The sequence below is a fragment of the Hornefia porci genome (assembly GCF_001940235.1).
GTDB classification, from domain to species: Bacteria; Bacillota; Clostridia; order Peptostreptococcales; family Anaerovoracaceae; genus Aminicella; species Aminicella porci.
In genome coordinates this window covers 2,581,186-2,596,209 of the sequence record NZ_MJIE01000001.1, presented here as the reverse complement: position 1 = coordinate 2,596,209, position 15,024 = coordinate 2,581,186, and the positions used below count along the sequence as shown (strand labels likewise).

13 protein-coding genes and 1 pseudogene are annotated in these 15,024 nt (G+C 50.5%); 2 read left to right on the top strand and 12 right to left on the bottom strand.

The genetic code is table 11. The features are described from left to right. Positions 1-132 precede the first annotated feature (132 nt). A complete protein-coding gene (locus BHK98_RS12000) occupies positions 133-1,044 on the bottom strand; it encodes a 3-hydroxyacyl-CoA dehydrogenase family protein (RefSeq protein ID WP_075714520.1) in 912 nt (303 codons plus the stop codon). Between the two features lie 275 nt (positions 1,045-1,319). Next, the gene (locus BHK98_RS11995; RefSeq protein WP_075714518.1) at positions 1,320-3,113 is read right to left on the bottom strand and encodes a flavin reductase; all 1,794 of its coding nucleotides are present in this window, start codon (positions 3,111-3,113) and stop codon (positions 1,320-1,322) included. A 412-nt stretch (positions 3,114-3,525) separates the two neighbouring features. Between BHK98_RS11995 and BHK98_RS11990 the strand changes: the two genes are divergently transcribed. After that, entirely contained in the window at positions 3,526-5,040 is a 1,515-nt protein-coding gene (locus BHK98_RS11990) for a sodium-dependent transporter (RefSeq protein ID WP_075714516.1), read from the top strand. Continuing rightward, the gene (locus BHK98_RS13415) at positions 5,033-5,164 is read left to right on the top strand and encodes a MetS family NSS transporter small subunit (RefSeq protein ID WP_143404588.1); all 132 of its coding nucleotides are present in this window, start codon (positions 5,033-5,035) and stop codon (positions 5,162-5,164) included. Before BHK98_RS11990 ends, BHK98_RS13415 begins: the two co-directional genes overlap by 8 nt. A 175-nt stretch (positions 5,165-5,339) precedes the next feature. On the opposite strand, the gene BHK98_RS11985 is transcribed toward BHK98_RS13415, so the two are convergent. From BHK98_RS11985 to BHK98_RS11940, 10 genes and pseudogenes are all read right to left on the bottom strand, one after another. After that, positions 5,340-6,230 (bottom strand): Fic family protein, encoded by an 891-nt coding sequence (locus BHK98_RS11985; protein WP_075714514.1) that lies wholly within the window; start codon positions 6,228-6,230, stop codon positions 5,340-5,342. Between the two features lie 242 nt (positions 6,231-6,472). Continuing rightward, the gene (locus tag BHK98_RS11980; protein WP_465250959.1) at positions 6,473-6,820 is read right to left on the bottom strand and encodes a (deoxy)nucleoside triphosphate pyrophosphohydrolase; all 348 of its coding nucleotides are present in this window, start codon (positions 6,818-6,820) and stop codon (positions 6,473-6,475) included. Next, positions 6,789-7,274 (bottom strand): annotated as a pseudogene (locus BHK98_RS11975) (DEAD/DEAH box helicase); the annotation flags it as partial. The pseudogene BHK98_RS11975 and the gene BHK98_RS11980, both read right to left, overlap by 32 nt. Before the next feature lie 94 nt (positions 7,275-7,368). Continuing rightward, on the bottom strand, positions 7,369-8,292 hold the full coding sequence (locus BHK98_RS11970; protein ID WP_075714509.1) for an ORF6N domain-containing protein: 924 nt from the start codon (positions 8,290-8,292) through the stop codon (positions 7,369-7,371). Between the two features lie 85 nt (positions 8,293-8,377). Further along, positions 8,378-8,992, bottom strand: coding sequence for a GNAT family N-acetyltransferase (locus BHK98_RS11965; protein ID WP_083628292.1), 615 nt, complete (start codon positions 8,990-8,992; stop codon positions 8,378-8,380). Then, positions 8,989-9,207 (bottom strand): helix-turn-helix domain-containing protein, encoded by a 219-nt coding sequence (locus BHK98_RS11960; RefSeq protein WP_075714507.1) that lies wholly within the window; start codon positions 9,205-9,207, stop codon positions 8,989-8,991. The genes BHK98_RS11965 and BHK98_RS11960 overlap by 4 nt, the downstream gene beginning before the upstream one ends. A gap of 261 nt (positions 9,208-9,468) precedes the next feature. Beyond that, on the bottom strand, positions 9,469-9,867 hold the full coding sequence (locus BHK98_RS11955) for a (deoxy)nucleoside triphosphate pyrophosphohydrolase (RefSeq protein ID WP_075714505.1): 399 nt from the start codon (positions 9,865-9,867) through the stop codon (positions 9,469-9,471). A 60-nt stretch (positions 9,868-9,927) separates the two neighbouring features. Further along, positions 9,928-12,888: a DEAD/DEAH box helicase gene (locus BHK98_RS11950; protein WP_075714503.1), complete on the bottom strand. Its 2,961-nt coding sequence runs from the start codon at positions 12,886-12,888 to the stop codon at positions 9,928-9,930. Between the two features lie 65 nt (positions 12,889-12,953). Next, entirely contained in the window at positions 12,954-13,952 is a 999-nt protein-coding gene (locus BHK98_RS11945; protein WP_083628290.1) for a helix-turn-helix transcriptional regulator, read from the bottom strand. 140 nt (positions 13,953-14,092) lie between these two features. Further along, entirely contained in the window at positions 14,093-14,788 is a 696-nt protein-coding gene (locus BHK98_RS11940) for a DNA alkylation repair protein (protein ID WP_075714501.1), read from the bottom strand. Positions 14,789-15,024 lie beyond the last annotated feature (236 nt).

The following is a 15,024-nucleotide window of genomic DNA, read 5'->3' as shown; positions in this document are numbered from 1 at the left end:
TGCTGCAGCGAGCGACATTTTCTGATGATTTTCTCGTTACAGCATTTCATTACAGCATTTCATTTTTTTCGATACCCGAATCTGCCGTCAGCACTCATTAAATCCGACGGAGACTTAACGAACAGACGCCGATTACAGCTTCCCCTGCAGCTTCAGGAGCTCGACAAACGCTTTGTCACGGAATTTAGTGATTTCCTCCACGGTTCTGCCCTGCGCGTCGGACCGGTCCGCGATCTCCGCGTCCACTCCATCCGCAATCTGACCGTAGTGTTCAATCTGATCCGGCCGGCGGGCAGCGGTCTTTCCGTATTTCTCCGCCATCTCCCTGAATCCGCCCTGCACGCCCATGGACATGGTCAGAAGCTGCCCGGTCACCGCCATCCGCAGTCCCGGTCCGTACATGACAGCCTTATCCACATCCTCGACATCACAGACGCCGTCCAGAACCTTGTCAATCGCACCGTCCATCACTCCCCAGGAAAGACTGTTGACGATAAAGCCCGTCACCTCTTTGCGGCAGACCACAGGCTCCTTGCCCATCGCCCGGTAAGCCTCCAGCGCCCGGTCAATGGTTTCCTGCGGCGCGTGGGGTCCGCAGATTTCGATCAGCGGCAGCAGATACGACGGATTGTACGGATGCCCTACAATAATCCGCTCCGGATAGAGCGCGCCCTCCGCCAGCGCGGACGGAAACATGCCGCTTGTCGAGCTGGCGATGACTGTGCTGTCGCCGCAGATTTCCTGAATCTGACGATACGTCGCATGCTTGAGCTCAAGCTTCTCCGGCACACATTCCTGTACAAAATCAGCCCCGGTCACGGCTTCCGCAAGATCCTTTGTGAACGACATCTTCGACAAAGTCTCGTCCGCTTTTTCTCTGTCGACAGCTCCCGCCTCCACGAGGATATCCAGAACCTTCCTGACAGTTCCCTTCACCACTTCCGGCTCCGCGACATCGTACAGCACCACATCCTGACCTCTCAGCGCAGCGTTCACAGCCAGACCGGAACCGATCATTCCGGTTCCCACAAATGCAAATTTCATTGACCCACCTCCGGTATTCTTTCTTCGGGTTATTTCTTTGTTGTCCCTCTGCAACAGTGTTGCAGAAATCCTGCCGCCCCGGGCCGGAAATGCAGAAGCCCCGCCCTCTCCGGGCAGGGCTTCATCCCTGTCATTTCATCAGGCCTCCGTCATTTCACCCGGATCAGTTCCCCCGGGCGGCAGATTTACTTTGGCCATATAAGTTGCAATTTGTATGCCAGCGAACAGTGCAGGCATGATATACTCCAGTGCGCACCGGCGAACAGTACCTGCCGTTACAGCCTGCGGAAGTCGCTTGCCGGATGCTTGCACAGCGGACAGATGAAGTCCTCGGGAAGCTCCTCTCCCTCATAGACGTACCCGCAGACGCTGCACACCCAGCCCTTGCCCTTCGCCTCGGGCTTCGGTTTGACGTTCTGCTGATACCAGGAATAGGTCATCGTTTCCACAGAATTCAGCACCGCGGATTCCGTCAGCTCACAGACGAACATCCAGTGAGAGCCCATATCCACGATTCCGGTCACTTTCATGGACAGATAGGCGTTGGCATACCTGCTCAGATACGCCAGCCCGTTGGAGGAAATCCCGTAGTGCCGGTAATCCGCGAACTTGTCCACATCACGACCGGACTGAAAGCCGAAGTGCTCAAAGATCCGGAAGGGAGCCTGCTGATTCAGCACGCAGACATTCAGCACGCCGGTCCGGTAAATCACCTCCGCAGTGTAATTGGATTTATTCAGGTTCACGGCGAACCGATCCGGATTAGAAGCCACCTGTGAAACCGTGTTCACGATCTGTCCGTTGTGTTTATTCCCGTCGTTGCAGGTCACCACGTAAAGTCCGTAGCCGATGCGGAACTGCGCCGTCGGATCGATGGTCTGTCTGCGGCTGATCTGCGCGCCGGCATAATCCATGGCCAGTTCATCCGCCAGCGCATGGAGTTTCTCCGTGCTCTCCTGATTCAGCGCGGACAGAATCGTTACATTATTCTCCGTAAACAAAATATCCCTGGAATCCCTGAAGGCTGCCTTCATGACATTAATGGCGTTCGGTGCCCAGGAACCGTTTTCAATCAGCGCGACAGTCCGCTTCTGATAGTTGCGCTCCACCAGATGATCGATGAACTCCCGCATGAACGGGAAGATCTCCGAGTTGAAGGTCGTGGTGGCCAGCACAAGCTTATCCAGACGGAACGCATCCTCAACGCACTCCGAAATATCGCTTCTGGCCAGATCGTGGAGCACCACCTCCGGAACGCCTTTATCCTGCAGCTCAGTGCAGAGCATCTCCGCGGCCTTCTTTGTATGCCCGTAAACAGAGGTATAACAGATGCACACACCGTCATCCTCCGGCTGGTAGCTGGACCAGGTGTCGTACAGTCCCAGATAATAGCCGAGATTCTCCGTCAGCACCGGGCCGTGCAGAGGGCAGATCATCGCAATGTCCAGACCGGCGGCCTTCTTCAGCAGATTCTGTACCTGCTCCCCGTATTTGCCGACGATACCGAAATAATAGCGTCTCGCCTCGCAGGCCCAGTCACCGCCCGCATCCCGGGATCCGAATTTCCCGAATCCGTCCGCAGAGAACAGAACCCGATCCGCCGCATCGTATGTAACCATCACCTCAGGCCAATGAACCATGGGAGCGAACACAAAAGTCAGTTCATGGGTTCCCAGCCGCAGCGTATCCCCGTCTCCGACCTCCAGCTTGTTTTTCAGCGTGAGCTCCGGGAAGAACTGATGAATCATCTGAAAGATCTTGCTGTTGCCGACCACCGTCGTCTCCGGGTACGTATTCAGAAACGCCTGAATCGATGCGGAATGATCCGGTTCCATATGCTGTACAACGAGATAATCCGGCCGGCGCCCCTGAAGGACACAGTAGACATTCTGAAGCCACTCTGACGTCTTCCTCTGGTCGACGGTGTCCATGACCGCAACCTTCTGATCCAGAATCACGTAGGAGTTGTACGCCATCCCCTCCGGAACAACATAATGTCCCTCAAACAGATCGATATCGTAATCATTCACACCGACATAGACGATGGAATCTGTAATTTTATCGTTCATCAGATATTCTCCTCCCAAATTCCTGCTTGACATTTTATTAGCAGGCTTCCAGATATTCTCTTCCGTATACTGCAAGTTTAGCAGAGATGCACGCGAAAATCAATCGGTTCATGGAGTCTCCGGCAACAAAAAAATCTGCGCCGGGGCCCGCGAAAAGCCCCCGAGGGAGGGCCGCGAAAATCCCCCGAACATCCCTGCGAAGAGACTCTTAAATTCGTGGTTCGGGACGAAAACCCTCTGGCGCAGCGGCCGTATTTTGTTTTTGCGAACAAATTTCTGTCGAATAAATTATTGATATTGACATTTTCATGCCGTTTTTATATAATTGTCTTTGCGTTTGTATCTATACATGCGCGAATAATGCAATTATTATGAAACCTGAGTTTTTGAGTTCGAAATGAGGAGAGTGTAAATGAGAGAACAATGGAATTCTAAAGTTGGTTTTATTGTCTCGGCAATCGGCTCTGCCGTTGGCCTGGGCAATCTCTGGCGATTTCCGTACGTGGCGGCAAATAACGGAGGCGGAGCCTTCCTTCTGCCTTACCTGATCGCCATCATCACGGCGGGAATCCCGATTTTAATCATGGAGTATACCATCGGTAAATCCTACCGCGGCGGCGCCCCCGCCGCACTGGCCCGGCTGAACCGCCGTTTTGAATGGCTTGGCTGGGTACAGGTCATGATTTCCTTCATGATTCTGATCTATTATTTCGCGATTATCGTATGGACACTGTCCTACGTCGGTTTTTCCTTTACACAGGCGTGGGGTTCAGATCCGACGAAATTCTTTGTTAAATTCCTGGGCGTAACCGCGAACGCACATACCCTGGGCGGAATCCAGACCAATCTTCTGATCCCGTTCATCGTCGTATGGGCGCTGGCGGCGGTCATCATGTACCGCGGCATCTCCAGAGGCGTCGAAATGGCCTGCAAGATCGGACTGCCGATCCTGATGGTGCTGACCTGCGTCCTGGTCATCCGCGGAATCACGCTGCCCCATGCGGCAGACGGTCTGCAGTACATGTTCAATCCTGACTGGTCCTCGCTAACCAAACCGAATGTCTGGATCGCGGCCTACGGCCAGATCTTCTACAGTCTGTCCATCGCTTTCGGAATCATGATTTCTTATTCCAGCTATCTGCCGATGGAAACTGACGTGGTCAACAGCGCGTTCATCACTGCGACCGCAAACCACGGGTTCGAGCTGTTCGCCGGCATCGGCGTCTTCAGCATTATCGGTTTCATGGCGTATTCCCAGGGCGTGCCTGTCGAACAGGTTGCAGGCGCCGGCGTCGGACTGGCCTTCATGACCTTCCCGACCGCCATCAGTTCTCTGCCCACCATGCAGGCGCTGACCGGCGTATGCTTCTTCGGCGCGCTGTTCGTGGCCGGTATCACCTCGCTGGTATCGATTTCTCAGGTAATCGTCACCGCAGTGAAAGACAAATTCGAGATTTCCCACAACAGAGCTGTCACCTTCACACTGGTTCCGGCGTTCCTCCTGAGCATCTTCTTCATCACGGGTGCCGGGCTGAACATCCTGGATATCCTGGACGCCTTCATCAACAATATCGGACTCGCCGTTTCCGGATTCCTTGAGCTGATCCTGGTCGGCTGGTTCTTCAAGCTGGAGCGCATCCGTCAGATGGCAAACCGCTATTCCAACTTCCCGGCTTCCAAGGTCTGGTTCATCGGCTGCCTGAAGTTCGTCACGGTGATCATGCTGGGCATCATGACCTTCCTGAACACCCGCGGCTTCGTGCTCAACGGCTACGGTGAATACAGCCAGCTGGATATCAATATTTTCGGATGGGGCTCTCTGCTGATCGTCGTCATCGGCGCCATCGTGCTGAACAACGCGAAGAGCCGCGAGGGCTATGCGACCCTTGATCCGCTGACCACAAAGGAGGTGGCACTGTATGAGTAGCGCAGCAATTACCATGATGATTATCGGATGCGGACTCCTGTGGGGAGGCTTCATCTTCAGCATCAGCTTCTATTTCCACGCCAACAAAAAAAGGGCCGAACAGGAAGAAAAGCACGCGTCCTGAACGGCGGACTTCATGGAATCAAAATGGAGACTGCCGCGGGAAACATTGGCGAAATGTTTCCCGCGGCAGGCCTCCGTTTTTTTTGTGTCCGGCGAGCGCACAAAAATATCTCATTTCCCAAAGTGTCAAATTGACACTTTGGAATGAGCCTTTAACACTTCGGAAATCTTCCTTCTTAATAAGCGATCCTGAAATAGTCCAAATATGTTTTATATTTATCCTGTGCGGTCAGACAAGTGTCTGCCAGGTAGCCTTTTTCATTATTCCACTCTTTCAATCCCCGGTAATAGAACATCTTCAGATTATCCTCAATAATGAAAGGAACAATATTGTATTTCAGGCATTCCTTGAACATAATCAATCTGCCCACACGGCCGTTACCGTCCTGGAACGGATGGATTCGCTCAAACTTTACATGAAAGTCCAGAATATCCTCTAAAGTCTTTTCTTCCCTGGCATTATATTCTGTCAGTAACGCTTTCATCTTATCGGCAACTTCTTCCGGAAGGGCAGTATCCATACCACCAACCTCGTTTGGAAGTTTTTTGTAGTCGCCAACTGCGAACCAGTCTTTTCTGGAATCGCTGGTTCCGTTCTTTAAAATCAGATGAAGCTCTTTGATACACTTCTCTGTCAAAGAGGCTTTCGCGTTATCAATAATCATATCAATGCAACGGAAATGATTTGCTGTTTCAATCACATCATCAACATTGAGAACTTCATTTTCTATGCTGATCGTGTTGGTTTCAAAAATATACCTGGTCTGATCGTGAGTCAGACAGCTGCCTTCGATATGGTTGGAATTGTATGTCAAATCAATCTGTGTCTTATGGTAAATTCCGCCGGAGTATTTGCTCGCCTTCTGCTCTTTCAGAATACTCAAGAGAGTAATCGGTTCTTCTTTTCTCTTGTTGATGCGCTCTGTTTTTTCTGCATTTTCGGGAATATTCCAGGTCTTGCCGGTAAGAAACGCTCCATTCACACGTCCCTGGGCACAATAGTTTCTAACACTACGCTCCGACACATCCCATTTTTTTGCTGTCTCTGCAACCGAAAGGTATCGCATCTGCTGTCCTCCGTCATAAATCAGATCAAAAAAACACACTTATCTACTGTATAGCATACCACATTATCGGCAAAAATATCAACTATCCCTGTCTTCTGCTTCTCGTTTTTGCCGAAGCGGGAAATCCTGTTCCAGTCATCATAACTCACGATCACACTAAATCTTATAAAAATACGATAGGAATCACATTCTGCCGCTTCATCTCCGAAATAGAACCGGATTCGGCATTCCCTGAAGCAGTATCAGGATATGCTCGCGCTGTCCGCCAGAATCGCCTCGACCACCTGAACATCCGCCGGCAGCCAGTCGACAGAATTCAACTCATCCGCGGTCAGCCATCTGGCCGCCTCATGCTCCAGCAGAACCGGTTCGCCATCAAGCAAATCACACCAGAAGCAGTGCATGGTCAGATGAAATTTCGGATAGTCGTATTCAACTGTGCACAGCTTCTCCCCAACCCGGATCTCCGATTTCAGTTCTTCCTTTATCTCCCGGATGAGAGCCTGCTGCGGGGTTTCACCGCGTTCTGTTTTTCCGCCGGGGAATTCCCATCCGTCCTTAAACTCTCCATAGCCTCTCTGTGTCGCCAGGATTCTGCCGTTCCTGCGTATCTTCTCCCGACAGGAACGCGGTTTTCAGTCGACGTCCTTCAAAGCAGCGCTCATTAAACTTCCTCGAAAGCTCCTGTGCAGCATCCTTCCGGCTGCAGAACACCAGGCCCTTTACACGCTCTCCGCTATATCCGTAGAACTGCGCCTGGCGCAGAACATAATCCACTCGGTCATCGCATGTGATGAGATTGAATCTGCTTTTGTTGTCAATCTCTTCCCCGTTTATTTCCAAATCCGTAATACCGAAATAATGGAACGGACAGAGCAGATCCTCTTCCATCGCCTGACGGAGACGGATTTCATACGCGATGTTATTGTCAAACAGACGATAGACATCGTATCCGTCCGTTCGCTCGGGACTTGCCGTCATTCCCAGGCAGAATCCCGGTTTATAGTAATCGATAATTTTCTGATAGCTTTCCGCGCCGGATTTATGGGCCTCGTCAGCGTATTGTCAATAGGGACAATCAGATTTTCTTAAAAAATTTCATTCCCTTCTGAAAACCGACTTCACATATCCGTATCATTCATACCGTCTTCAGCCGATTCAGCAAATCTGTCACTACGCCCGGATCCTCCATCAGCGAAATTCCAAAGCACTTCTTTCCTGCATCCTTTATGGATGCCCCTACATGGTAAGCCGTCTTTCCATCCAGAATAATGAACCTGTCATGGAACACCTGCGTCTTTTTTACAGTCAATGTAGGATACTGTGCATTAAAGTTAGCCGCATCCCTATTTGTAAGCTGTGCGCTCGCAAATGTATAAATCTTTACGTCAACGCCGGTATTCTTCTTCGCCAGAATGTTCAAAGTATCCACATCAACATATCCGTCAATAAGGATGATTTCCTTCTGTGCTTTCTGTATTATAGTTGTAATCAAGCTGAAGGCATCATATATCTGACCATCAAAGAACACCTTTTGCTCTGATTCAGCATGATCCTCAATATACTGGAAAACTTTGTCAAATTTCTCATCTGTGCTTTTCTGGTATTCCAGCTGCTTCAATTCTATATTGCTGACTTTTTCAAAAAGCAGTGCATTATTAGCGATGAAACGCCGCATTTCAACGAAGGTATTCATTATCCGGATCGACACCTGAATTGCCACATCACTCCGAAGAACACCGGACAACATGGCTATGCCCTGCTCCGTGAACATGTACGGTCTATATCTTCTGCCGCCTCTTCCGTTTGAGGTTGCAATCTGTGACCTCAAAGCATCAAATTCCTCTTTTGTCAGCTGAAATCTGAAATTTTCTGGAAAACGATCTATATTTCTGGTCACAGCCTGATTGAAAACTTTTGTTTCAACTTGATAGAGCATCGCAAGATCACTGTCCAACATCACCTGCTGCCCACGAACAACATAAATCAGACTCTTTATATCTTTAGTTTCCGCTATCGCAGGAATAATATCCGTCGTCTGCTCCTGTCCCTTTTTTGCCATTTGCACCTCCATCTTTGAGGTCACAAATTGTGACCTCAAACACTTTTTCTTTAGTAGCCGTCCAAATCAAGCATCTGCCTTTTTTCTACAACTCGCACACCATAATATATTCTTCGGCATTCTCGTCCACAGTCTTGAACCCGACATCCTCATACATCTTCACAGCATAGTTCGCTTTCTGTTTCGCCAGGGAAGCCTTCTCATACCCCTGCCACTTCAGCAGTTCCAACATCCTCACCATCAGCTGTGAGCCGATGCCCTGTCCCCGGTATTCCTTGAATAGCGAAATAGCAAAGGACGGCGTTTCATCATCTACATGGCCATAATCATTCATGATCCGTGTCCAAACCGCACCGACAACCTTCCCGCCGAAATCAGCCACCAGACAGTTATCGCCCTTTCTGGTTCCGAAGTCATCCGTGTAAACACGCAGTTCCGGTTTCTCGATGATATCCCTTTCCGGTGGCTCCGCCCCTTTTGGAATGAAGATCGCCTCATGCAAGAAGTCCTTCAGCAAGTCCACCTCACTCTTCCGGAGCCTGACCGCCATTTCCAGAATCTGCTTTCCTATCCGTTCCAGATCCCCGTCATTCCAGCTGCAGATCAGCTCCAGCGTGTCGGGCGTCCAGATATAGCCATGCGCTTGATTGTAGAGGTATTGCTGAAAATGTTCATACTCTTTATCCTTGACCTGCTTCATTTCTTATCTTCCCTCTCCACATAATGCAGTTCCACGTCAAAGCCCAGATCCTCCATCATTGCCAGGAAGGTCTTGTTCATGATCTGTTCTTTGCTGCGGACGATCTTATTCACATATGACGGCGATGTACCGATGTTCTCAGCGATCTTCGCCTGAGTGGTGGACTTCTCGATACATCTCATTTTTACATCCATTTCTATATTATTCTTCAGCATATTCTTCTCCGCTGTGCGTCTCAATTACTTGACTTATAACTCAATCCAGTATAGCACAAAACGTTCGTTCTGAACAGCCGTAAAATAAAAAAAAAATTTTATAGGCTCCCAAGTCTGCTTCTCGTTTTTGCCGAAGCCGGAAATCCTGTTCCAGTCATCATAACTCACGGTCACACTAAATCTTATAAAAATATGATAGGAATCACATTCTGCAGCTTCATCTCCGAAATAGAACCGGATACGGCGTTCCCTGAAGCAGTATCAGGATATGCTCGCGCTGTCCGCTAGAATCGCCTCGACCACCTGAACATCCGCCGGCAGCCAGTCGACAGAATTCAACTCATCCGCGGTCAGCCATCTGGCCGCCTCATGCTCCAGCAAAACCGGCTCGCCATCAAGTAAGTCACACCAGAAGCAGTGCATAATCAGATGAAATTTCGGATAGTCGTATTCAACTGTGCACAGCTTCTCCCCAACCCGGATCTCCGATTTCAGTTCTTCCTTTATCTCCCGGATGAGAGCCTGCTGCGGAGTTTCTCCGCGTTCTGTTTTTCCGCCGGGGAATTCCCATCCGTCCTTAAACTCTCCATAGCCTCTCTGTGTCGCCAGGATTCTGCCGTTTCTGCGAATGATTGCCGCCACAACCTCAATTGATTTCATGCTGTCTCCTTGTATATCCTTGTATCTTCTTATATTTTCTCGTCTATTGCCGCACAGTTTTCAGCGATCTTCCCTGAAATATCGATAAATGTCATTTCTGACGCGATGCTCCATCGCAAAGCGGAAATTGACAATCGGCTCCGTTTTCCCGTTCTCATCCACCTTCTGCACCGTTTCGCGCCAGTGCGTCGGTTTCATCCTTCCCATATAATAGAAATCGGTTCCCTCGTCATCACTCTTTTTAACAAAGAGATAGATTCGCAGCCCGTCGTTCTCACAATTTATAATATCCTGCGCCTCTTTGCTGTCCAGCCTGACATTATGCCGTGTCATCCAGCTGAAATTCTCTTCGTCCTGAAAGCCGTCATCATAATTGATCCCGGAGGAAATATCTGCCGCTTTGTTATAGGTCACAAAGATAGGACACGAGTTTTCACGGATCGTATATCCGAACACCGTCGCACTGGTTTCATGCTCCCAGTTCAGCAGCCTGCACACATCCTTTCTGGAATATTTTTCATACAGGACAAAATTATCTTCGTCATGGGTCGCGTATTTGTCCCGGTAACGCTCCAGTCCAAAGGAAACAAGGTCCTGCATCTGCTCCCGGTATTCCGGCTTGTTCAACGCCTTCCTGAACTCCTCCGACCGTATCCTGCGTCCCTTCGCCATCTCCTCCGCATCAAAGAACTCCACCTCGCCATACTTCCTTCTGTATGACTGCGCGTTCGTAAATTCCATGCTCATCACGTTCAGTGCCGAATCATAATCCTGTTTCCTGAAAGGCTCCCGACGAGTCCCCAGCCAGTCCCGAATAATACGTTCACTCACCGAACCGTCCTCGCACAGCGCCTCCAGAATCAGCAATTCATGCGGACGCTTTCCGTTCACGAGAAAGTCAGAAACGAACTGCAGACTCTCCTGCTCCGCGTTTGTAAATCCGAAATCCTTTTTCTCCATCGCACTTATCAGGCGGTCATATGTTCCGTAATTGCTCAGAATCAGCATCGGATCGATTTCCCCGTAATGGTAGAAATCCAGTATTGTCGGAACGCGCCCCAGCTTCTGGCGAAACGCGCGGTATTTCGAAACAATCAGCCTTTTCCCGGCAGTGAAGCTGTCGATCGATTCAAAGATTTTTCGCCTGGCGATTTCATCAAAATGAATCGTTGACGCTCCCGGAATAACATTTGTCCCTTCCAGAACATACTTCCGGACCGCATCTTTATTATATGTCCGATCTCCCGACAGCGCCATCGGAATCAAGTAGTTCCGGGAATAATTCGCGATGAAGTCGAGCACCACAACATATTCCTTGTTCTCCGCCTTTCTCAGTCCGCGTCCCAGCTGCTGAACAAAGATAACAGGACTTTCCGTCGGACGCAGCATGATAATCTGATTCACTTCAGGGATATCGATTCCTTCATTGAAAATATCGACCGTGAAGATATAATCCAGCTGATCTTCTCCGGAGGGGCCCGACAGACGTCTGATACATTCTTCCCTTTGTTCCTGCGTATCTTCTCCCGACAGGAACGCGGTTTTCAGTCGACGTCCTTCAAAGCAGCGCTCATTAAACTTCCTCGAAAGCTCCTGTGCAACATCCTTCCGGCTGCAGAACACCAGGCCCTTTATACGCTCTCCGCTATATCCGTAGAACTGCGCCTGGCGCAGAACATAATCCACTCGGTCATCGCATGTGATGAGATTGAATCTGCTTTTGTCGTCAATCTCTTCCCCGTTTATTTCCAAATCCGTAATACCGAAATAATGGAACGGACAGAGCAGATCCTCTTCCATCGCCTGACGGAGACGGATTTCATACGCGATGTTATTGTCAAACAGACGATAGACATCGTATCCGTCCGTTCGCTCGGGACTTGCCGTCATTCCCAGGCAGAATCCCGGTTTATAGTAATCAATAATTTTCTGATAGCTTTCCGCGCCGGATTTATGGGCCTCGTCAATCACAAGGCAATCGAAGTGATCCGGCGGAAACCGTTCCATAATCTCCGGCTTTGCCATCATCTGCATCGTCGAGAACAAAAAATCCGCATCGTAGTCTCTGCAGCTTCCGGAAAGCAGGCCCATGTTTACTTTGTTGCCGAAGACTCTTCTGTAGCTCTGCAAGGATTGTTTGGCAATCTGTTCCCGGTGAACCACAAAGAGTACCCTCGAGGGATTCTGATCCCTCAGAGCAAATGCCGATGCATAGGTCTTTCCGGTTCCTGTCGCGGAAATCAGCAGCGCCCGTCGTTTGTGCTGTCTGATGAGTTCACGTACATTCTCAATCACTCCGACCTGCATTTTGTTCGGCGTCAGTGTCGCCTGTTCGAAATCGATCGGATTCGACTGGAGCGCAATTTTTCGCTGTCTGCGGGCTTCCTCATATCGGATTCTGTAATGTCCGATAAATTCCCGGTATTCTCTAGTTCTGTTCCGGTCGTTCCACAGACGCTCAAATTCAGAAAGGATATCCTGTGTAAATTCTCCCCGGTCAGTTGACACCAGCTTCGTGTTCCACTCTTTGTTTTTCGTGAGAGCGGAAAGGGTCATATTGGAGCTTCCGACTAAAATCCGGTACAGTTCTCTGTTTCGAAACACGTACCCTTTCGTATGAAACCCCTGTGCGGTTCCGTCCGACTGAAACATTCTGACTTCAATATTGGAAAATCCGGCAAGCTTATCCAACGCCCCGGGCTCACTGAAATTGAGGTAATCAGTGGTCAGAATCCGTCCCCGGACGCCTCTCTGCTCCAGCTCCCTGAAGGTCTGCAGCAGCGGTTCAATTCCGCCCATCGTGACAAAAGCGACGCTGAAGCTGAATTCCTCGCAGTCTAACAGTGCGTCCTCGATCGTTGTGAGGACCTTTCTTCCAGACTGATAATCATTTGAAACGAACTGTGGTCTGTACGCGAGATTCGACTGCTGCATGCCGTCGACAAACGCCGTGCGGAGCCCCTCTTCAAGCTCCGCGCCGGATGTATTGAACCTGCTGATGTTTCTGCCTTCCACTGTCATATGTCAAACAACTCCAAATTTTCCTTTGTTCGAGAGAATGTCAGATTTATCCTTTTGTCGCAGACCTATTCCCTGCTAGACAGCTCAACCATGCGCTGCGCCATCTCCGCCAGATGCATTACCGCCTTCTGGGGTGACAAAATCCGAATCTCTCCGCCGAACCGGAACACCCATGCATAGAATGTCGGGCTGAGGGAAACCTCCACGTCCACGACGAAGCGATTCCCCGGCAGAGCTCTTGTCTTCAGTTCGGTTCCAAAGCGATCCACGATGTACTTCGCCAGACTGTCCCGGCACTCCAGGCGCACCTTCACCGGCTCGCCATCATACATCTCGAAGATACGTCTGGAATAATCATCCAGGCTGAAGCTTTTCGGCGGCGCCGCTGCCGGCTCCTCTGTCATCTCAGGAGATTTCATCCGATCGACCCGGAACGCGGAAACGTTCCCGTGCTTGTCAGACCAGCCCACCGCGTAATAGTAGTCTTCATTCCAGAAGAGCGCGTAGGGGCTCAGCTCGTAAACCTCTCCGTCATTTCTCAGGACAGGCTTCAGCTCCGGCGTATACTCGATGTACTGAAACCGGATTCTCCTGCCCTCATTGATGGCGTGATTGATCGTGTCCACCATGTAATAAATCGTTTCATTATCGGACTTGACACGATTGGTGGCGTAGATGTGCCGCTTCAGCTCCCGCTGCTGGTTCTCACTCGCCAGAGAACAAAGCTTGGTTCCCAGCTCTTTGCTCTTCTTCGCCGTAATGAAACGGGAAGAAGCCACCGCGTCAATGAGCAGCTTCAGCTCCGGCAGTTCAAACCGGCGGTCTCCCCAGAAATACCTGTTCGGACGGCTCACAACCTTTACAATATCAACGCCCAGCTCCTGCAGGAGAGCGATATCCCCCCGAAGCGTTTTTTCGTTGGCGGGCACCCCGTGCCTCGCAAGGTAATCGATAATCTCCCGTGTGGTCATAGCGTTATTCTCGTCCGTCTGCTTATAAAACATCTTTGTCAGAATCAGCAGACGCGCCTTCACCTTGTTCTTCTCTTTATTATCGCCAGACATCGCAAATCCTTTCTTTCTCTCTTCTCTCTTTCTTATTTTTCTTTCTTTCTCTTTCTTTCTCGTGTTTATTCTCCGCTCTCCTGGCTTCCCCGTCCGCGGCGCGGATGCAGACCGGCGTTTCCTGAGGCCGGACCTGCAGCCTACTTCTGCCGTTTTATCTTCAGCCCGCGCAGATACGCTTTCTGCTCCGGCGTGATCCTCCTGCTCTCTATCGCTTTCTGTATCGCTTTGTTATGCGTCCAGACATCGAGTCTCTGTTCCTCCAGAAACGGCAGAACCGCTTCATACTGCTTGGCCAGAGCCGTGGCAAAATACCAGGCAATCATCATATTCACATAATATTCCTCCGACCGGAGCCGCGCCGCCATCTCCGGATACGTGGGATCGAAGTCCCCGTCCAGATAATGCTCCATCAGCATCCCGACGCCGAATCTCACCGTGTAAGGCTGCTCCGACGCCAGCCAGTCCCGTATCGGCTGAAGCAGCTCTGTCCGGTGTTTCCTGAATACCCGCGGCGACATCTGGTCACAGGTCGCCCAGTTATTGACAAAGGGAAGAAACCTTTCCACCGCCGCAAGACATTCTCCGTAATCCTTCATCTCTGACAAAAGAAAAGCGTGCAGCTGATCCTCATCGAAATATCGGTGCGGGAGATTTTCGAGAAATTCATCCGTATCCGTCCGTTTCCCGAGTTCCTTCGCGAATTTCCGAAGCTCCGGCGTCCTCACTCCGATCATGCGCTCCGGAGCCACTGTCGGGATCAGGTGGCTCTGAAAATCCCGGTACGCCGGATCCTGCAGGCGGAACAGCTCCGCTCTGATTTCATCAGTCAGCATAATTCCTCCTTCGTGCTGTGTACACATTTTTCTGACTTATACTATACCACAGGTCCGCTCGCGGATAAAGGGCTAACCCGCCCGAAGGCCGCAGGCAGTCCGCGATTATTCCGCTGCTCCCGGTCGGCGGCAGCAAAGGTCTGTCCCCCTTTCCGTTTTGTCCCGTAATCGGGACAAGCCAGACAGTTCTGGCTCTGATTTGGGGCAGACAGCCTGCCTTCACAGACAGATTTCTT